Here is a 19,246-nt window from a genome sequence, read left to right on the forward strand (position 1 = left end):
TTTTGCCAATTCGTTTTCTCATCATCGCCCCCGGTTCATTGATTCTATTGGAGCGACAAGTATTCTGACGCGGGGGGGGCTTCGTGCTGCGCGAATGGTTCAGCGGGGCGGGCCGTGCATCGTCGCGGTCTGGCGGCTGTGCGCCGCGGCGCGCCGTGTATTGCAGGAGACGCGCGACGGAGAGCAGGAGATAGGCGCGCATGCGCTTCCTCCGGCCGCCTTGCTCCTTGTGGCAATCTGGTAACTGGAAAGGTTGCGGCCCGTTGGATGCTGAGTGCGAGATTGGCGCACGCGGTGCCGACGCTTCAGACGGCCCGCCAGGAGAATCCGAAGAGGAGACTGCTCCAGTGATTACCACGGCCATGGCGTCGCTCCTGTGGGATGTCCGCGCTATCGGCACACCCCCAGTGCGGGGACTCGGGAGTCGCCGCAAAAAAGCGGGAGACGGCCGTTCCAGATTCAAAGACGATGTTCCTTAAGGCGAATCCCAATAGTTTTGATGCACTCGTCATTCGGACGAGAGAATTACGGTCGCAATCGAGCTTACCGTATTATAGATCCACTCCTTTCAATTATCGGACGCAAAGCGCACTGTTGAACGGCCGCGTCAGGCTCGGGTCGTTCGCCTCAAAAACCAGACTTCGGGCGATAGGCCACTCTGGCATGTGGAGTGGATGTCCCTCTGTCACCTTTGGCCTTGCCTCAATGGGATACAGGCAAATTCAAAACCAGCGGCTACGGTCAGGGTGTATGGGATTAGCAGCGCGTTATTTTTCCCTAAGTTTTCTGTCAAAGCTTTTTGACAAAATCTCTCTGTCTTGCTTTTGTACCCCAGGGATAGGGAGGCTATATGTCTTATTCGGAGATTCGACTGGACGACATCCGTAGAGGGATGGAGTGGTGGGAGGCGCTCTCAGAGGCTGAACGTTCGGAGTGGTTCGCCAAGGTAGGCACCACTCGTCCCGCAGACGCCTGGGATGCCTTCAAACGTTCTCGCAGGCGCCGTGATTCTATAGAACCAGAGCTTCAGCTAACCGAGGATTTGCGCAGAGGAATGGATTGGTGGAAGTCACTCTCAGAGGAGGAGCGGGCGGAATGGCTTGCCAAACTAGGCACCCACCGTCCCAAAGACGCGTGGAATGCCTTCAAGCGCTCCCGCGGTTGCGTCGATGGGGATAACAACCAAACGAGGTAACGGAAACTGGAACCGGGACGGCGAAGCAAAAGCCGGCCAAGCACAATGAGCCAACGTGATACGCCAGCCGTTCAGCAATGGTCATACCGTAGATGCTAGGGTCAGGGTTGTGGGCAGGCGTTGGCACTCGTACTGTTTGAGTTATCTGGGTGCTCGCCGTCGTACTGCAGTGGCAGCCACCACGCTCATCCGCCCAAGGCAATGATCGCCATGGTCAACGCGACGCCGAGGGCCACCATCGCGAATCCTGCTACCCATCCGCCGAATCCGGCATGGCGGCCTAGCGCAATGCCTGCACAGAACAACATGGCCAGCGTAAGCACACGGGAAATAGTCAATGCAGTTGAGGTGTCCTTGAACAGGACGAACGGCAATGCAACCGGGAAGGTCGAGAAGACCACAAGGACAAAAATTCCCAGCGCTCCGAGATAATCATCGAGCACTAGCCGAGGACGATCGGGCACGGTCAGCATAGCCGCAATACGAGCCCGAATAAGTTCAAGTTCCGTGTCGGCAACGAGACTTTTCATTGGCTTCGGCAATGCGTCGCGGAGCGCGCTCACTCCAGCGGCCCCGTCCGGCGCGTTTTTTACAGTCAGCACCAGCGTGAGCCACCTACCGCGGTTCGTTAGCGTGCGTACGATATACATTACGCCGTCGGCCAGCCCCCACGCGAGATTGCAGCCCAGCGCCGTGTACAACATTTTTTGCCCGGCATTTTCTCCGTCCGTGGCGGCAGACACAGCGCCGACGAAAGTCAACGCCATGAACAAGCCGAAGCACATTTCCGAAACCCGATCGACGGTGTCGAGCACCGGCTCGCGCGCTTCGTCTTCTTGAGGCGTCAAGCCTGTAGCGCTCATGAATTCTCCTTCCTGGATCCCCCAAGGTCACTCGTTGCCGGCCGAATTGACATCGCAGAATGCCCAATTTTCGGTCGACGCCAGGGATCCGGTGGCCCTGCGCCAATGAAGGCGCGCCCCTCCCGGGAGATGCCTCGTCGCGCCGCGTTTGCCGGCTTGGTCGGAGGCGACGGTGGGAAACGGGCCGAGGGCGCCTTTGGGCGTGTTTGCGATAGCCGTCGGAATCGATACCAGTCAATTCAGCGTATGGCGTTTGGCATGATCACGGTATTGGACCAAAGTCGTATTGCCGCTTTTCGTGCTGGCACCTACCTTATCAGAGGATCTCCACAACATACCTCAGGTTGGGGAGCGGAGACCCGGAATGACGAAGACAAAGTCGAAGACCAGATCGCGAGAAAATCCTCGGCCGGCAGCTGCCGGCCCGGGGCCACAACAGAGTGCCTCACTCTCGGCCATAATGATCGATGAAGCCAGAACGTCGTCCTATTAAAAGAAAACTGCATAGCCAGCAGGGAAGCCGCGCGTCGCGGCTTTCAGCGGGCGCCGTCCGCATACCTTTCCCGGAGTGGCTCGCCGATTACAGAAAAGAGTGGCTGAGGCCCGATGTGGTCGCGGGGCTGACGGTGGCCGCGGTCGTGATTCCGAAGGCGCTCGCCTACGCGACTATCGCCGGACTGCCGGTTCAGGTTGGGCTTTACACGGCGTTCATTCCGATGCTGATCTACGCCTTGCTGGGAACCTCGCGCGTCCTCAGCGTGAGCACGACAACAACGATCGCGATCCTGGTCGCGACGGCACTCGAGGGTTTGGTGTCCGCAAACGCTACGGCCAATCTGGCGACAGCTTCGGCGACCCTGACATTACTGGTCGGGGTGATCCTGATCGTGGCGAGACTGCTGCGGCTGGGCTTTGTCGCGAATTTTATTTCCGAACCGGTGCTGATTGGCTTCAAGGCAGGCGTGGGGATTGTCATTGTCGTAGACCAGGTGCCCAAACTGCTCGGCATCCATTTTCACAAAGGTTCGTTCCTTCACAACCTGCTCGCCATCGGTCACGGGATTCCACAAGCGTCATGGACAACCGTGGCTGTAGGCGCGGTCATGATCGGCCTGCTGGTCGCCATGGAGCGCTTACTCCCACGTGCGCCTGCACCCTTAATCGCCGTGGCGGCCGGGATTGCCGGCGTTAGCCTGTTCGGTTTGTCGGCGTACGGGGTAGCGACGGTGGGCCATGTCCCAACTGGACTGCCTGCCCTCACGCTGCCGGATCTTCAGATGATGACGGCGCTTTGGCCACCGGCGCTAGGCATTGCACTGATGAGCTTTACGGAAACGATCGCGGCCGGACGCGCGTTCGCGCAAAGCGGCGAGCCGACGCCGCAGCCAAACCAGGAGTTGTTCGCCACGGGGGTGGCGAACCTCGCTGGCGCGCTTTTCGGCGCCATGGCCGCTGGCGGAGGGACGACGCAGACCGCCGTGAACCGCCTGTCGGGCGCACGATCCCAACTGTCCGGACTGGTCACCTCGTTAGCGGCGCTCGGCACTATGCTGTTGCTGGCGCCTCTTATCGGTCTGATGCCGGAAGCGGCATTGGCAGCGGTGGTCATCGTGTACTCGGTCGGGCTGATCCAGCCGGCGGAGTTTTGGGAAGTCCTCAAAGTGCGTCGCACGGAGTTCATCTGGGCGCTGGTCGCGCTGGTCGGCGTGGTGCTGGTCGGTACCCTCGAGGGGATTGTCGTTGCCATTATTGTGTCGCTGGTGGCCCTCGCTTACCAAGTGTCAGATCCTCCGGTTTATGTACTGGGCAGGAAGCCCGGAACGAATGTGTTCCGTCCGCAGTCGACCGAGCACCCTGAGGATGAAACCTTCCCGGGCATGCTGATGCTAAAGCCCGAAGGGCGGATTTTCTTTGCCAATGCGCAGCGCATCGGCGAGAAGATGTGGCCGCCGATTATCTCGACGAAGCCGAAGGTCGTGGTGCTCGATTTTGCGGACGTATTCGATTTTGAATTCACCGCATTGAAGATGCTGACAAAGTCCGAGAAGAAGTTGCGCGAGGAAGAGGGAGTCATGGTCTGGCTCGTTGGCTTGAATCCCGACGTCCTTGCGATGGTCCGGCGCTCTCCCTTGGGAGAGACGCTCGGGCACGATAGGATGTTCTTCAACATGGAACAGGCGGTTGCCAGGTATAGCGCCAGTAGGACAGGTGGCTGACGCTACGACTGCATATTCAACGGGGCAAAGTGAAAGGCGGATCCTAAACACCGAGATACGGCGGCTGCGCAAAACGACAGGCGCGCTATATGGTTCATTTGATGTTAGGGAACATTGAGCCTGGGACCTCCGACGACGAGATCGAGGCCTTTTTGGGGGAAACGTATGGAAGGCCAGGTCCCAGGCCGCATACCACGGATACTCCCACTTGTCCGGCATGGAAATCACGTCGGCGTTCAACATGTGGAACCACTCGGTGTTGCACACATCGCGACGCGCGGACTCGAGCAATGGATGACTCCGGTCCTCGCGCAGCCAGAGCTCAATGAAATGCGAGTTGCACGAAGGGTCCTAGCCGGTAATGTCTTTGCCGAAGATCGCTCGGGCGATCACAAGCTTCTGAATCTCGTTGGTCCCCTCGTAGATTTCCGCGATCTTCGCGTCCCGATAGATCTCCTCGACGCGATAGTGCGAGGCGTCATGCGCCAACTCTTTCATAAAGCCATACCCACCAAAGATCTGAACGCCGTCCCGCGCGAATTCGCCTGCAAGGTTGGTTGCGTACCATTTCGCCATCGCTGCTTCCGGCTCAGGGAAGATGATGCCGGAATCCATGCGAAGGGCCGCTTTCAGATAGAGATTGCGCGCATTCTCAATCTCGGTAGCGCGCTCCGCCAGTTTGAACTGCCAGTGTTGGAATTGCGCAATTGCCTTGCCAAACGCCCGCCGAGTCCGCAATCGGTGCACGCTGTGATCGAAGACCGCTTGCGCCATCCCTACGCCGCTCGCGGCGATGCCAATGCGCCCGTAGGTCAGTGTTTGCAGCGCGATCTTCAGTCCACTTCCGGCTTCGCCAACAACATTGCGCACTGGCACTTCAACGTTCTCAAAATAGATGTCGCTGGTCAGCTGTCCATGGTTGCCCATTTTTTGGTCGGGCTCGCCAACGCGCACGCCCGGGGCACCCAGATCAATAACGAGCTCAGTCATGCGACCGTCGTCCACGCAGAGCAGAACCACAAAGTCAGCGACCGGCGCATTTGTGATGAAGCGTTTTCTCCCGTTTACGACATACTTATCACCATGCCGAACGGCGTGTGTCTGCATGGCCTGCACGCTGAGATCCGTACTCGCTTCAGGTTCCGTGGTCGCGAAACTGCCGATCTTTTCGCCTGCTAGAAGAGGGGCGAGGTACCGTTCCTGCAGCGCTTCAGACGCGTGCTCAAGCGCGTGGCCCGCAAGGATACAATGCACATCGACGATCGCTGCGACCGAGTTGGAATGGTATGCAAGCTCCTCAATCATTACGGCGGTTGCAGTCGCAGGCTGAGCCAGTCCGCGACCGCCCACGCCCTTTGCAAATGGGATTCTGAACAGGCCCGCTTTCGCCATCATGCGAAACAGTTCGCGTGGAAAATTTTCGCGACACTCGGGTCGGTGGCCAATCTCCCATGCGACCGGCGCGATATGCTGGTCGGCGAACTCTCGTATCTGCGCGCGAATTTCCTGCGCTTCTACAGGTGTGCTCAGATCGTGATAGAGGTCAGGCTGGTGCCGCCGCACCACGCTCTCTTGGCTGTCTGGATCGATTGATAGGGTGTTCAAGGTTGTCTCCAAAAGTCGCAATTCGATAACTTCACGTGGTCCCCAAGCACTCGCTCGACAGTCGTCGCGAAAGTGTCTCGTCGAAGTCGGCCAGGGCTGGCATTTGCATCGCGGGTCGGTGCTCAAGTGCTCCGAGCGAAGCCCGCCAGGCATTGAGGATCTCGGTGCGCTCCTGGTGCTGGATGTACGGTACGTGATATGCAAAGAAGGGTTCGAGAACGTCAAAGCCAACATAGCCCAGAGTTCCCTGCAAAAGAGGACGCAACATCATGGCAAGATCGCCATGGATCCCCCCGTCGCAAACCATCGATTGCCGGCCGCCGAGCGTGGCACAGACCAAAGCTTTTTTTCCGACCATTGCGCCGCGGTCATAGATACGTCGGCCACCGTAGAACGCTCCTGAAACGAAAACCCTGTCTATCCACCCTTTGAGAATTGCCGGCGTGGAGAACCAATAGATAGGGAACGTCAGAAGCAGCAGGTCACAACGGCGGACTTTTTCGACTTCCGTTAGGATGTCGGCCGACAGTGTCCCTGTCTCAAATCCATGCCGCTGCTCGAGGGCATAGACCAGATACTCGTCGTTTTTGGGAGCCCCGAAATCGGCAGCATTGGCTACCGGATTGAAGTTCAGCGCGTACAGATCGGTGACTTCAATGCTATGGCCGGCCGCAGTCAGTACATCAACCGCAGCGCTCTTCATCGCCGACGTGAATGATTTGGCCTCTGGATGGGCGTGGACAACAAGTACTTTCATCTTCTACTCGACTCCTGTTGGCACCCCCTGCCGCTAGGCAGCGGTCAATGCCGTTCGATTACTATGGCGATCTCTTGCCTGCTTTCCGCAAATTGCACAGGCACATTTGTCCTCGCCTGCACCGCGTTATTGGGCGGAGGATCGCGGGTGGCTAGAGCAACAGTTTTGCACCGGCTATCCCGACGTACGGCTAGAGATGCGCCCTGTGGTCAGACTGCCTCATGTGTAGCCAATACCGGAGCGAACTCCGGCCGCGCTTCGCCCTCGCGAGGCAGTCTCATGATCTCGCGCGCTTCGGCTGGCGTTGCCGGCTCGTAGCCCATCTCCCGCACGAGGCGCACGATCCGTTCCGTCAGTTGAACGTTGGTCGCCAGTTCGCCCGGGCGATAGTACAGGTTGTCTTCCAACCCAACACGGACGTGGCCCCCTAGCAGCAACGAATTCATCGCCGCGGGCAACTGCGCGGGACCGATACCGCTGACGCAAAAAATGCTCCCCTTCGGCAGGAGGTCCACCATCGACTGCAGCACACGCGGCGTGTATGGCATCGCATTCTGGAAGCCGCGATGCACACCGAGCACGAGGTTGATATAAAACGGCTCTTCGTCGAACCCTGCCGCTGTCAGAGTCGCGACATCCTGGACGATATGGGTCGGGCTGAAAACTTCCCACTCCGGCTTGATGCCGCGCTTCTTCATTTCCTGCGCCAGATACTTCGAGCGCTCCGGCGACGTGTGCATCAGCAGTTCCTTGCCACCGAAGCTTGCGATGATGGTTGTCGCATCGAGCGTGCACATCTCGGCGCCAGCATCCATGCCCTTAAGACGCTCTTCCCACAGAATTTCCCAATAGCCGTTCGGGCCTTGCGCAATCATGTCGCCATGCACGCCACCGCCGGTGGAGTTATTGATAACGATGTCGCATTTGTCGCGGATACGACGGTTGATGTCACGATAGACGACGCATCGCAGGTTGCGCCGTCGTCTGGGCGGCGTGCGTGCACGGCCACGACGCTGGCGCCCGCGTTATAGCAGTCGTACACGTCGCGAGCGATCTCGTCGGGCTGCGTCGGCAGATGGGGGCTTTGTGACTTGTATGCCATGCCACCTGTCGGCGCGATTGTCACGATAATCTTCTGTTTGCTCATGTCTTGTCTCCAAATATTTGTTGCGCCCGCGTTGCTGCATCGGGCAGCTCGCGTGGCTCCATGCTCCGCTCAGTTAGCGCTCGACAAGGTCCTTAACCGCGGTGAGCGTGACCGGAAGCGAAACTTCGTGACTGTGCTCGATAGCCTGTACGAAAAGCCAGCCGGCCAGGGCCATGACGCCGATGGCACAGAAGGTAGTTAGAAACTTCATCTCATTACTTGTAGATTGTTAATGACTTGCGCTTCGAACTAAAGCTCCGGGTCTAGAGGGCGAAAAGCGTCCGCGCTGGAGACCGGCTCTCATACGATGTCCGCGAGTGGTCGCAAATCGATCAGAAATAGTGGCGCAGGCCCATCATGACCGCGGTCGTTCCCATGCCGGGTGCGACCGGCTGGCCGTAGGTGACCGTCTGGGTCATGGTGCCCCGGTTATTCACGTAGCCCACTTGTCCATAGACGAGCGTGGCCTTGGAAAGGCTGTATTCGGCCCCCGCCGCGACTTCGGTCGATTTGTTCGTCGAGTTGTTCCTGTCCTTCAGGTAGTAGAGACCGCTCGTCACCTGAAAGTCCGGCGCAAAACGATAGCCGAGCCCGAACGAAACCAGGTCGAAGTTGACCTGATCCGAGTGCGAGGGATTCTTGCCGTTGCTGTACGACGCCGAGACTGAGAAGCCTTTGATCGTGTACAGCGCGCCCAGATACCAGAGACGGTTGTTATTGAACCCGGTCGGAACCGCCCCCGGCGCCGGGCTGGTGTCGTGACCGTTGTAGTACACCCCCGAGAGCTTCAGGCCATAGTTCGAGTACTTCAACACGGCTGACTCGCGCGTGCCGCCCTGAAAGCTCCCCGCGACGCCACCGGGCGCATACTCGAGCGCAGCGCTCACACCTGCGAAGGTCGGTGACTGGTAGACGATCGCGTTGCTGTCGTACAGCGCGCCGATCGCCGCATTGGTACTGGTGCCGGTCCAACCGGCCGCCGTATTCATGCCGATCCAGGCGGTCAGGATGCTGTCGAAATACTGTCCCGAGCGGGCGTCGGTTTCGGCCATCGCGTAGGCCATCGGCACGATCTGGCGTCCGGCTGTAACCGAACCGAACGGGCCGGCAATGCCCACGCTCGCCACTTGATTGAACTGAGCCGCGACGCCCGGCGTGTCGGATAGTCCGAACCTTCCGGTTCCGCTATCAAAGACGCCCTGCAGCCTGAAGTTGACGGAGTAACCGCCGCCGATATCCTCGGTGCCTTTCATGCCCCAGATGCTGGAATAGATCCCGCCATCCTTGAAGCGGTAGACCTTGCCAACGTTCCTCGCCGCCGGGCTAAATGACGCAGCCGACGTGCTCTGATAAAGCAGGCCCGCGTCCACGACGCCATAGAGCGTCACCGAAGATTGCGAATATGCCGAACTTCCCGTAACAGCCAGCGCGGCCGCTATTACCCACTTCACCTTCATTTCGTCTCCTGCTTCATTTTTGTAGTCAATCGCAATTAATTCAATCCGAGCTCACGAAGTCGTCCTGGCCTTCTGGCCTGCCTGCTCATGACGTCAACAAATAGTCCGAATATTGTTCGCGTAGTCTGCTTTTCAGCACCTTGCCGGTGGCGCCGACTGGCACCGAATCGACAAACACAATGGCGTCCGGTGTCCACCACTTCGCGATTTTTCCGTCGAGGAACGCGAGCAAATCCTCCGCTGTCACCTTTGCATCGGGCTTTTTCACCGCAAGGAGCAATGGCCGCTCGTCCCACTTCGGATGCTTGGCCGCAATGCACGTCGCACTGGCGATCGCCGGGTGGCTGGTTGCGATGCTTTCGATATCGATCGAACTGATCCACTCACCACCGGACTTGATCACGTCCTTGCTGCGATCCGTGATCTGCATAAAGCCGTCAGCGTCGATGGTCGCGACATCGCCGGTCGGGAACCAGCCATGCCCGTTGGCATCGATCTGCAACGGGTTTCCGCCCTCGTTGCGGAAGTAATTGCGCACCACCCATGGGCCGCGCACCAGCAGTTCACCGGCATTCACGCCGTCCCAGGCCAATTCCTGACCGCCCGCATCGACGATCTTCAAATCGATGCCGAACACTGCGCGGCCCTGCTTCGATTGCACGACACGACAGTCTTCGGGGCGCATCGCCAGATGTTTGGATTTCATCGCGCTGACGGTGCCGAGCGGACTCAGTTCGGTCATGCCCCATGCGTGTAACACCTCTACGCCGTGCCTATCCTCGAATTCGCGCAGCATTGCCGGAGGACACGTTGCGCCGCCGATCAGGGTGCGTTTCATAGTGGAGAACGTCAGGCCGCCTTGTTCCAGATAATTCAGCAGGCCCTGCCAGACCGTTGGCACGCCGGCCGAGAACGTCACCTGCTCGGCTTCGAAGAGTTCGTACAGTGATTTGCCGTCCAGCCCGGGCCCGGGGAAGACCAGCTTGGCGCCGACCATGCATGCAACGTACGGGATGCCCCATGCATTGACATGGAACATCGGCACCACTGGAAGGACCACGTCTCGCGCCGAACAGTTCAGTGCATCCGGCAGGGCTGCCGCGTACGAGTGCAGCAGTGACGAGCGATGGGTGTACAGAACGCCCTTGGGATTGCCGGTCGTGCCCGACGTGTAGCACAAGGTGGAGGCGCTATCCTCGTCGAAGACGGGCCACCCGTAGGTGGACGAGCTCGCCTCGATCAGGTCCTCGTAGCACAGCAGATTAGCGACGCCGGAATCCGGTGGCATGTGTTCACGGTCGGTCATGGCGATAAACGCCTTGACAGTCTTGCAGCGCTCGGCAATGACCTTGACCAATGGAAGGAAGGTCAAGTCGAAGAACAGATATTGGTCTTCCGCATGCTCGACGATATAGGCGACCTGATCCTCATGCAGGCGAGGATTGATGGTGTGCATCACCGCTCCCATGCCGCATATACCGTAGTAGAGCTCCATGTGCCGATAGCCGTTCCATGCCAGCGTGCCAATGCGGTCGGACATTTTTACGCCGAGGTCGGTGAGCGCACTAGCCACCTGACGCGCACGGCGGTGACAATCGCGAAAGGTGTAGCGATGTATGTCGCCCTCTACCCGGCGTGAAACGATCTCGGTGTCGCCATGGTGGCGATCCGCGTGCACGATGAGCGAGGAAATCAATAACTGCTTCTGAAGCATCAAGCCGTTCATTGCGGCACTCCATTCTCTAAAGTAGGGTCGCCAGGCGACGCGAGCCGTGACACCTTCGCGCTTCGACGGTGTTCGAGCAATTCGGCGACGGCAGCCTTTTGTTCGTCATTCATCCGGTCCCAACGGCCAATCTCCAGCAGCGTTCTCCAACAGCCCTGACAGAACGTGCCGTGGTGATCCATTCGGCAAATATTGATGCACGGGTTTCGGACCCCGTCGCTTTGGCTCATGTGGCTCTCCCGCTCATATCATTGCGCCGCCGTTCGCCGGTACAGAGCGACCCGCCCATTCCCGATTGGGATGTTGATTCCGCATCGTCGTCATCTTTCAACTTGAAGGACTTCCGTCTCGAGGACAGGTTGTCGTCCCGAGGCACGCGCGGCGAGCGCGAAGAACAGCGCCGACGTGATCGCCACCGCGTCCGTGGCGAGCAGGACGCCGGTCAACGGGGCCGTGATGCCCGACTCGTGCAGATAGTCCACTGCCATGCCTACGACCAGGTTGCCAATGGCGATTGCGAATACATTGATGCACAGCATCGTGAAGCCAGAGATCGTCGAGCGCATGCTTTGCGGCGTCATGCTCATGATGGCGGTGTTGGCGGGCCCGTAGAGCGCCAACGGCAGAAAGAATCCCGCGCACATGCCCATGTAGAACAGCGGTGAATCGGGTGCCACGAACCGACAGACGATCATCAGGGGCGCACAAGTCGCAACCAGCAGGAACATAAATTTCGCTTGTCCGCCCGGCAATTTGCCGGCCAGGCGATCGCCCATTACGCCGCCAACCACGGCGCCCAACGTGCCAAACAGGAGTTGCAGCGCACCGATGCGGGTGGCAATGCCTGCCGCGTTCATGCCGCGCTCGTTGACAAGCCACAACTGAGTGAAGGACAGGCTCGCGAAAACCAGATGGGCCAGCACGAAGCCGATGATCGTGGAGCGCAGTGCGCGGTTTCCACCGACGAGGCGCAACGTCGCGAGCACTTGCGGCAGGAAGGCCGCACAACGTTCCTGAGGTGCGAGCTGGCTGCGGTCTTCCTTCAACAGCATCAGCGACAACGCGATGCCGATACCGATGATGCCCAGCGCGTCGAAGGTCGTCCGCCAGCCGTGGGTGGAGCCGACAGTGCCAGCAAGCAGAAAGCTACATCCGATTCCGAGAGGGATACCCATGAAGAAGAGCCCCATGGCGGTGCCTCGTCTCTTCTCGGAGAACAGTTCAGCAAGCAAAGCCACCGCCGCGGGCACGAGTGCCGCCTCGCCGCTCGCCACGAAAAATCTCGCCACCACCATCTGCTCGAAACTATGAGCATGACCGGACGCCCAGGTGCAGACGCTCCAGATCAACACGCCGGCCGCGATGACGCGCGTACGGCTGAACCGGTCCGCCAGCGTTCCCATGAACATGGCCATGATGCCGAAACTCAGCACCCACACCGCACCGACCAGAAAGCCGTATTGGGCATTGCTGAGTCCAAGGTCACCGATGATCTGCGGCGAGAATCCCAGCAGCATGTTCCGGTCAATGTGGGCCAGCAGATGGATCGCCAGGAGCGACGCCAGTACGGCAGAAGGGCTTTTTTTCCAAAACATCGTCTGTCTCCATGCCTCAAAGGATTGGGGTTCGAAACGAGGCGCAATGCCGTGCGTTGCGGCGTCACGCCTCGTTATCCCCGGTCAAGCTGCTTTGCGTGGGGCTCGGTTGCCCCCTGCCGGCACCCGGTTCGGCGCCATGCCCAAATGTGTCAGCGTCTCGTCGGCGCAGCCCCATTGGGTGCCGATCTGATAGATGCGCCGGGCGTCGTCGCCGCTCGCAATATCGCGATTAAGCTCGCGTGCGATGCGCACCATCCTTTCGATCTGCTGCACGGAGGTCGCGCGTTCGCCGTCCGGGCCAAAGAGCGTGTCCTCGATACCCACGCGCACGTGCAGACCCAGCGCGATAGCCATCGTGTTCATCGGCACCACGTTGCGGTTGAGCGTTTCGAGCGTAAGCACGGCGCCGTGCGGCGTGCGGCGGACGAACTCAATCATGTCCGCGGGATGCAAACCGGCCGCACCTCCGCCGATGGCGACATAGTTGAGGATTAGCGGGCCGGTATAGGCTCCGCGACGAATCAGGCGCTCGACTGTTTCGAGTTGCGTCAGGTTGCCCAGCATGAAGTGGGGCTGAATGCCGCTCGCGACCAGACGCCTGATGTGCTCCACATGCCACGACGGATTCGACGGCACGATCATGTCGCGGTAGGCGGCCTGCAAAACGGGGTTGGTGAGGGAAGTGCCGGCAACGTCGGCCTCGGTCATCAACTCCATCACGTTCATCTGGTTGGTGTTGATCGCGACAGTCACCTGGTCCGGACGCGGATTCAGTTCGGCAAGCATGTGGCGCGTGTCATCGGTAAGCCACTTGGCGGCGGCGCCATCGTTTTCCGGGGCGAACGAGATTGAGCCGCCGACCTGCAGGATCATCTTGGGCACGGCTTCGCGCAGTCCCGCGAGCATCTCGTTGAACTTGGAAAGCCGCTTGCTGCCCTTGCCATCGTCCTCGCGCACATGCACATGCAGCACGGTGGCACCGGCGTTATAGCAATCCACCGCCTTCTGGATCTGCTGATCCATGGTCACCGGGATATCGTCGGAATCGGCAGGAATCCATTGCGGTCCGTACGGCGCGACCTGGATCACGAGTTTTTCCTGGTTTTCAGGCAGCAGGGAGTCGTCTAAGAAATGCATGTTCGTGGTTCTCTTCTGTGTATCGTTAAATGGAGGGTGATACTCAAACGGCAGCGTCGACGACAGCCGCTTTCATCGACTCGATAGCGGCCAGTTCTTCCCATAGAATCGGCGCCCCCAAGCTGGAGGAATGGATTCCGAGGACGCTAACGGCCTGCAGGACGGCGGCGATTTCTTCCTTAGTCGCGCCCAGTTCGAGTGCCCTGCGGATGTGCCGGCGCGTGCCCGGCGCGTACATATGCGTGCAAGACGCATCGACCGCGATGGCGAGGAATTCAAATACCTTAGGCTCCAACACACCCGAGAGCATCGGATGCATGCCCATCGCCATGAACTTCTCGGCCCAGGCGGGATCTAGCTCGGCAAAGGCATCCCATGCGGGATTCCAGTTGCCGTTGGCGCGCAGTTGATCGCAGATTGGGGTGGCGCTGGCGCTCGTCTCGTTACTCATGGTTCTCCTCCTCGACTCTTTGGAAGGGCGCGGCACCGTGTGCCGTTCGCGTGGAACCAAGTATCGGGGATCTGGAAATCCCGGTTTGACGTTTCGGGACAATGGATTTACATTTTGGGACAAGCCGGAGAAACGATGATGTCCCACCTACTGCGTAGCGCGAGTCTCACCAACTATGTCGAGGTCGCGCGATCGGTCGGCTTGGATCCATATCAGCAGTTGAGCGCTGCCGGGATCAATCGGTCGGCGTTGCTGGACCCCGACATCATGATTCCGGCCGAGGCGGTGGGACGCCTGCTGGAGACATCGGCACAGGTCGCGGCTATCGAGGATTTCGGGTTGCGGATGGCAGAGACCCGGCAGCTCTCGAACCTTGGCCCGCTCGGCTTTGTCGTGCAGGGACAACCGACGCTGCGCAAGGCGCTCGATTCGACGACACACTACCTGCGACTCCACAACGAAGCCCTCCATATGCGCATCGAGGAAACGGCAGGCATCGCCATCATCCGGCAAGACATAATGGGCTTGCCGGCTGGCTCAGTGCGCCAAGCTGTTGAACTGGTGCTAGGCGTCCTTTACCGGTTGTTGAGCATGATTCTGGGCCCCCACTGGAAGCCGCGCAGCATCTGCTTTACGCACGAGGCTCCGGCGAGCCTCGCCATGCATGCACGGGTGTTCGGTGCCCCCCTCGAGTTCAAGCGGGATTTCGACGGTATCGTGTGTGTTGCATCGGATCTCGACGCCGCGATTCCCACCTACGATCCGGTCATGGCGCACCTGGTACGCCGCTATCTGGATTCGATGCTCGTGCAGTCCAATGCAACAATGGCCGACAAGGTGCACAAGCTTGTTTTAGCGTTATTGCCGTCAGGTGAATGTTCGGTCGATCGTGTGGCGCAGCATCTGGGCGTGGATCGCAGGACCGTGCATCGTCACCTCGCGCATGGGGGCGTTAGCTATTCGTCGATCGTTGACGCGGTACGGGTCGAATTGGTGATGCGGTACGTGGAAAGCCGCGATCGGCCGCTGTCCGAAGTCGCGACGCTGCTCGGCTTCTCGTCGCTGAGTGCGTTTTCCCGCTGGTTCGGCGGCCGCTTCGGCTGCAGTGTTTCGACCTGGCGCGGCAAAAATCGATCGGCAAACAGCAATGGCCTTCGGCAGGAATGACGCCCCCGAAGTCAATCTGGGCGGATGTATGTGAACGGCCGTGGATGAACCCCGAGCCGTCATCATGTTGATTTCGATCCGTGCCCTGCTGCCTACCTGCTATTGTTAATTAGGCGGATCATCGGCGCTGAAGCTTTTTTCATGATGCCCGACGTCGACGCGTGAATGCGTCGACGTGACATATCGACCGCACGATAGCTGACAGCACGAACACCAGGGGCCGGACGGCGTGCCAAGCCCGATCGTGGTGTGCGCGCTCACCAACAATCTTGGGTACCGTGACGATTCGTCATGCAAAAGTGCAATCCGCGGCGCGAGCCGGCAAGGAGAAAGCGAGCATGGAAACCGTGATGAAGGCGCCAAGGAAAGCGAAGGCCGAAGCCAGTAAGATCGCGGGGGACGTCCCGGTCCTTCGCTCCCGCGCAGAGCGTCTGACCGCCGGTCGGGCGTTGCGCGATAGCGTGCCACGCAGCAGCCACGCCGAGTGGACACCATCGGCCCAGCGCCGGGATCCCATCGAGATTCTCGAAGAATCGAATCAGGATCGATTGCCGGAACTGGTGCCGATCCGCTATGGCCGTATGCTCCGCAGTCCCTTCACGTTCCTGCGCGGGTCGGCGGCGCTGATGGCCCACGATCTCGCTACGACTCCAAGTACAGGTCTCCGGGTGCAAGCCTGTGGAGACTGCCACCTGTTGAATTTTGGCTTGTTCGCCACGCCGGAGCGCAATCTGGTCTTTGATCTGAACGACTTTGATGAAACGCTGCCCGCACCTTGGGAATGGGATTTGAAACGTTTGGCCGTGAGTTTCGCGATTGCTGGGCGCGATAACGACTTGCCGGATGCGGATTCCCGGAAAGCCGTCCTCGAGTGCGTGCGCGCCTATCGGGAGCACCTGCGGGAATATTCCCGGATGAATCCTCTGGAAGTCTGGTACACCCGCCTGGACGTCGAAACCCTCATTGCGACGGCGCCCGATGAAAAGGTCAAGAAATACCGGGAGCGACTGGCAGAAAGAGCCCGCCAGCGTGTTGTCGAAAACCTCTTTCCCAAGATCACCGGCGAAGTGGCTGGGCGACGGCGCCTGGTCGATCAACCGCCGCTGCTCTACCACGTCAGTGACCCGGGCTTCGAGGAACGGGTTCGTGAGGCACTCGCCGACTATCGCCAGTCGCTGTCCGACGAGCGCCGTGTCCTCATGGATCGCTACCACCTGGAGGACTTCGCCCTGAAGGTCGTGGGTATTGGCAGCGTCGGCACCCGGTGCTTCATCGGGCTGTTTTTCGACGAGGAAAACCATCCCCTGATCCTTCAGTTCAAGGAAGAGCGCCGGTCGGTCCTCGAACCCTATGCGGGAAAGAGCCACTATGACAATCAGGGGCAGCGCGTCGTCATGGGACAACGGCTGATGCAGTCTTCCAGCGACATCTTTTTAGGATGGTTGCGAGGACAGCGAGGCTATGACTTTTTTGTGCGGCAGTTGCGTGACATGAAGATGTCGGTTCTCCTCGACGATATGACCGCCGCGCAGCTCAACCGCTATGCCGCGTTCTGCGGCTGGACCCTGGCCCGCGCCCATTCCAAGTCCGGGGATGCCACGACCATCAGTGGCTATCTGGGCAAGGGCGACACTTTTGACGAGGCCATCGGCGCGTTTTCCCTCGCCTATGCAGATCAGACGGAGCGTGACCATGCGGCGCTGGTAAAGGCGGTACATGCCGGCCGGCTGGAGGCTCTCGCTGAAGAGTAGCTCGCTGCACCACTCGCACGAATCGGTTGTCGTTATTTGTGTACGGGATCTCCGGCGTGCTCGATCTCAGCGACGCGGCAGGGCGCGCTAAGGCAAGAGCGTCGGAGGCGATCGTTGCTGACGGGCAAATTGGCGCGCGCCGGAACGCTGTATCGCGGATTCGAAACGCCCTAAGTTTTGAACGGCGGTGGTTTGACTTTCCGGATTATCGTTCAGATGGGGAGGACATGTCATGACGAGACTTCGTTTTCTCGCCGCCTTGCTGGTCGGGATCTCGGTGCTCTCCTCGTCGGCGCGAGCCGCGTCGGGAGCGAGTGCGTCCGCTGTGGCACAAGCATCGTCGCCTCCGGCCGCTGTCGCGAAAGCCCGCCAGTTGAACCTCGCGGTCAAACCGTGGACCGGCGACTTCGACGCGATGCTCGAGCGCCGCTCGATCCGCTTTCTCGTGCCGTACAGCCGTACGCTGTATTTCAACGACAAAGGTCGAGAACGCGGTTTGACCGCTGAACTCGCGCGCGACTTCGAACGTTACGTCAACAAGCGCTACGCCAGCCAGCTCGGCAAACGCCCGGTGACGGTCTTTCTGATTCCCACGACCCGGGACAAACTTCTGACTAACCTCCAGACCGGTCTGGGCGATATCTCGGCGGGCAACCTCACGGCGACCGATGAGCGGCGCAAGTTCGTCGATTTTGTTGCGCCGCGTGACCGCAAGCCGGTCCGGGAACTGATTGTGACCGGTCCTCGTGTGCCGGCTATCGCCATGCTGGACGACCTCGCGGGAAAGCAGGTGTATGTCCGCAAGGCGACGAGTTACTACGAGAGTCTGACGGCGCTGAACGACCGGTTCAGGAAAGCGGGCAAGCCGGACATGCAGATCACGCTGCTGCCGGACGCACTCGAAGATGAGGACACGCTCGAAATGCTCAATGCGGGAATGCTCGGCATCGTAGTCGTCGACGATTGGAAAGCAAAACTGTGGGCACAAGTTCTGCCTCAGATCAAGGTCAGGGAAGATCTGGTGGTACGCAGCGAAGGCTATGTGGGTTGGGCGATCCGGAAGAACAGCCCGCAACTGCAGGCTGCGGTGACCGATTTCTATAACGAGTTTCTCAAAAAACAGGGCGTCATCGACTATCGGCTCGCACAGTTCATGAAGCGTATCAAGCAAGTCACTGATGCTTCGGGTGCGGCGGAGCGAAAGCGTTTCGAAGAAACACTTACCATCTTCGAGACGTATGGCAAGCAGTATGGCTTCGACCCTCTGATGCTGGCCGCCCAAGGCTATCAGGAATCGCAGCTGAACCAGACGGCGCGCAGTCACGTTGGCGCGGTCGGCGTCATGCAGTTGATGCCGGGAACAGGCAAGGAAATGGCTGTAGGCAACATTGGCGTGACCGAGTCCAACATCCATGCGGGCACGAAATACATGGATAGGCTGATGACACGCTATTTTCCGGACGCGCACTTCGTCGATGACAATCGCACATTGTTTGCCTTCGCGAGCTATAACGCGGGGGCGGCCAATATTGCAAAGATGCGCAAGGAGGCCGCGGCCCGCGGGCTGGACCCGGACAAGTGGTTCAACAATGTCGAAATCGTGGTCGCGGAGAAGATCGGCATCGAAACCACGACGTACGTACGCAACATATTTAAGTATTACGCGGCATACCGCTTGATCGTCGACGCGCAGCAAGCGCGCGACAAGGCGATTCGCACGATGAAACCCGGCGGTTGAGCGTGGTCGGGCAGAGTCGACGTTGCTGCCAATGTAGTAGTAGGGAACCACGGCTAATGACCATCCCGGTGTGGCGGGCAGGGCGGCGAGACTCGCATACTGGCCCGACAACCAAATGCAACTCCTCCTTGGGCAGCCCGAACATTGAGCGATCGTCAGCCCGAGCATGAGCGCCAGTGCGGCGCTTATCGGGCAGCCCGTATGACCGAAGTTGCGCATTTCACCATCGCGTACCCCATTTTTGAAAGTGCAGCGCGGAAGACTTCCGCTGCCCGACTCCCCTCGATACCGACGGGTGCTCACGGGCGTGTTCTTGATGTTTCGCTCGCAACTAAGTAAGCGTCGCGGCACGCCTCGCGCGACGCTTACGCAACTAATCAATCTCACGCGCCATTCAATTCGATTAGACTCGGGTCCCTGAGCTGACTGAAAACTAGG

14 protein-coding genes and 1 pseudogene are annotated in these 19,246 nt (G+C 59.5%); 4 read left to right on the top strand and 11 right to left on the bottom strand.

What is annotated here, in order from left to right:
* Nucleotides 1-202: hypothetical protein (locus AWB65_RS37220; protein WP_235007858.1), on the bottom strand; the 202-nt coding region annotated here is incomplete at its 3' end.
* Nucleotides 203-1,380: 1,178 nt separating this feature from the next.
* The gene (locus AWB65_RS30205; RefSeq protein WP_087670591.1) at nt 1,381-2,058 is read right to left on the bottom strand and encodes a hypothetical protein; all 678 of its coding nucleotides are present in this window, start codon (nt 2,056-2,058) and stop codon (nt 1,381-1,383) included.
* Nucleotides 2,059-2,525: 467 nt separating this feature from the next.
* On the opposite strand from AWB65_RS30205, the gene AWB65_RS30210 reads away from it, so the two are divergent.
* Nucleotides 2,526-4,274, top strand: coding sequence for a SulP family inorganic anion transporter (locus tag AWB65_RS30210; protein WP_087670592.1), 1,749 nt, complete (start codon nt 2,526-2,528; stop codon nt 4,272-4,274).
* A 351-nt stretch (nt 4,275-4,625) separates the two neighbouring features.
* On the opposite strand, the gene AWB65_RS30215 is transcribed toward AWB65_RS30210, so the two are convergent.
* The 9 genes and pseudogenes from AWB65_RS30215 to AWB65_RS30255 form a co-directional block, all read right to left on the bottom strand.
* Entirely contained in the window at nt 4,626-5,879 is a 1,254-nt protein-coding gene (locus AWB65_RS30215) for an acyl-CoA dehydrogenase family protein (RefSeq protein ID WP_200821832.1), read from the bottom strand.
* A gap of 31 nt (nt 5,880-5,910) precedes the next feature.
* Complete coding sequence (locus AWB65_RS30220; protein ID WP_087670594.1) at nt 5,911-6,636, bottom strand: NAD(P)H-dependent oxidoreductase; 726 nt, start codon at nt 6,634-6,636, stop codon at nt 5,911-5,913.
* Between the two features lie 209 nt (nt 6,637-6,845).
* Nucleotides 6,846-7,783, bottom strand: a pseudogene (locus AWB65_RS30225) (beta-keto acid cleavage family enzyme).
* Nucleotides 7,784-8,115: 332 nt separating this feature from the next.
* Nucleotides 8,116-9,240, bottom strand: a complete 1,125-nt coding sequence (locus AWB65_RS30230) for a porin (RefSeq protein ID WP_087670595.1) — start codon at nt 9,238-9,240, stop codon at nt 8,116-8,118.
* Between the two features lie 85 nt (nt 9,241-9,325).
* Nucleotides 9,326-10,966, bottom strand: coding sequence for a 3-(methylthio)propionyl-CoA ligase (locus tag AWB65_RS30235; RefSeq protein WP_087670596.1), 1,641 nt, complete (start codon nt 10,964-10,966; stop codon nt 9,326-9,328).
* Entirely contained in the window at nt 10,963-11,196 is a 234-nt protein-coding gene (locus tag AWB65_RS30240; RefSeq protein ID WP_087670597.1) for a DUF1289 domain-containing protein, read from the bottom strand. The genes AWB65_RS30235 and AWB65_RS30240 overlap by 4 nt, the downstream gene beginning before the upstream one ends.
* Before the next feature lie 90 nt (nt 11,197-11,286).
* Nucleotides 11,287-12,561: an MFS transporter gene (locus AWB65_RS30245; RefSeq protein ID WP_087670598.1), complete on the bottom strand. Its 1,275-nt coding sequence runs from the start codon at nt 12,559-12,561 to the stop codon at nt 11,287-11,289.
* An 84-nt stretch (nt 12,562-12,645) separates the two neighbouring features.
* The gene (locus AWB65_RS30250; protein ID WP_087670599.1) at nt 12,646-13,701 is read right to left on the bottom strand and encodes a beta-keto acid cleavage family enzyme; all 1,056 of its coding nucleotides are present in this window, start codon (nt 13,699-13,701) and stop codon (nt 12,646-12,648) included.
* Nucleotides 13,702-13,744: 43 nt separating this feature from the next.
* Nucleotides 13,745-14,152 (bottom strand): carboxymuconolactone decarboxylase family protein, encoded by a 408-nt coding sequence (locus AWB65_RS30255; protein WP_087670600.1) that lies wholly within the window; start codon nt 14,150-14,152, stop codon nt 13,745-13,747.
* A gap of 138 nt (nt 14,153-14,290) precedes the next feature.
* Between AWB65_RS30255 and AWB65_RS30260 the strand changes: the two genes are divergently transcribed.
* The 3 genes from AWB65_RS30260 (at nt 14,291) to AWB65_RS30270 (ending at nt 18,808) form a co-directional block, all read left to right on the top strand.
* Nucleotides 14,291-15,319: an AraC family transcriptional regulator gene (locus tag AWB65_RS30260; RefSeq protein WP_087670610.1), complete on the top strand. Its 1,029-nt coding sequence runs from the start codon at nt 14,291-14,293 to the stop codon at nt 15,317-15,319.
* Nucleotides 15,320-15,657: 338 nt separating this feature from the next.
* A complete protein-coding gene (locus AWB65_RS30265; protein WP_087670601.1) occupies nt 15,658-17,070 on the top strand; it encodes a DUF2252 domain-containing protein in 1,413 nt (470 codons plus the stop codon).
* Between the two features lie 232 nt (nt 17,071-17,302).
* Complete coding sequence (locus AWB65_RS30270; RefSeq protein WP_087670602.1) at nt 17,303-18,808, top strand: MltF family protein; 1,506 nt, start codon at nt 17,303-17,305, stop codon at nt 18,806-18,808.
* The last annotated feature ends 438 nt before the right edge of the window (nt 18,809-19,246 follow it).

Origin of the sequence: Caballeronia humi (assembly GCF_001544475.1) — a bacterium.
Classification (GTDB): domain Bacteria; phylum Pseudomonadota; class Gammaproteobacteria; order Burkholderiales; family Burkholderiaceae; genus Caballeronia; species Caballeronia humi.

What these genes read in the sequence shown, in the direction of transcription:
- AWB65_RS30260 (WP_087670610.1), top strand. Translation starts at nt 14,291, where the DNA reads ATGTCCCACCTACTGCGTAGCGCGAGTCTCACCAACTATGTCGAGGTC.
- AWB65_RS30235 (WP_087670596.1), bottom strand. Translation starts at nt 10,966, where the DNA reads ATGAACGGCTTGATGCTTCAGAAGCAGTTATTGATTTCCTCGCTCATC.
- AWB65_RS30240 (WP_087670597.1), bottom strand. Translation starts at nt 11,196, where the DNA reads ATGAGCCAAAGCGACGGGGTCCGAAACCCGTGCATCAATATTTGCCGA.
- AWB65_RS30245 (WP_087670598.1), bottom strand. Translation starts at nt 12,561, where the DNA reads ATGTTTTGGAAAAAAAGCCCTTCTGCCGTACTGGCGTCGCTCCTGGCG.
- AWB65_RS30255 (WP_087670600.1), bottom strand. Translation starts at nt 14,152, where the DNA reads ATGAGTAACGAGACGAGCGCCAGCGCCACCCCAATCTGCGATCAACTG.
- AWB65_RS30230 (WP_087670595.1), bottom strand. Translation starts at nt 9,240, where the DNA reads ATGAAGGTGAAGTGGGTAATAGCGGCCGCGCTGGCTGTTACGGGAAGT.
- AWB65_RS30270 (WP_087670602.1), top strand. Translation starts at nt 17,303, where the DNA reads ATGACGAGACTTCGTTTTCTCGCCGCCTTGCTGGTCGGGATCTCGGTG.
- AWB65_RS30205 (WP_087670591.1), bottom strand. Translation starts at nt 2,058, where the DNA reads ATGAGCGCTACAGGCTTGACGCCTCAAGAAGACGAAGCGCGCGAGCCG.
- AWB65_RS30210 (WP_087670592.1), top strand. Translation starts at nt 2,526, where the DNA reads ATGAAGCCAGAACGTCGTCCTATTAAAAGAAAACTGCATAGCCAGCAG.
- AWB65_RS30250 (WP_087670599.1), bottom strand. Translation starts at nt 13,701, where the DNA reads ATGCATTTCTTAGACGACTCCCTGCTGCCTGAAAACCAGGAAAAACTC.
- AWB65_RS30220 (WP_087670594.1), bottom strand. Translation starts at nt 6,636, where the DNA reads ATGAAAGTACTTGTTGTCCACGCCCATCCAGAGGCCAAATCATTCACG.
- AWB65_RS30265 (WP_087670601.1), top strand. Translation starts at nt 15,658, where the DNA reads ATGGAAACCGTGATGAAGGCGCCAAGGAAAGCGAAGGCCGAAGCCAGT.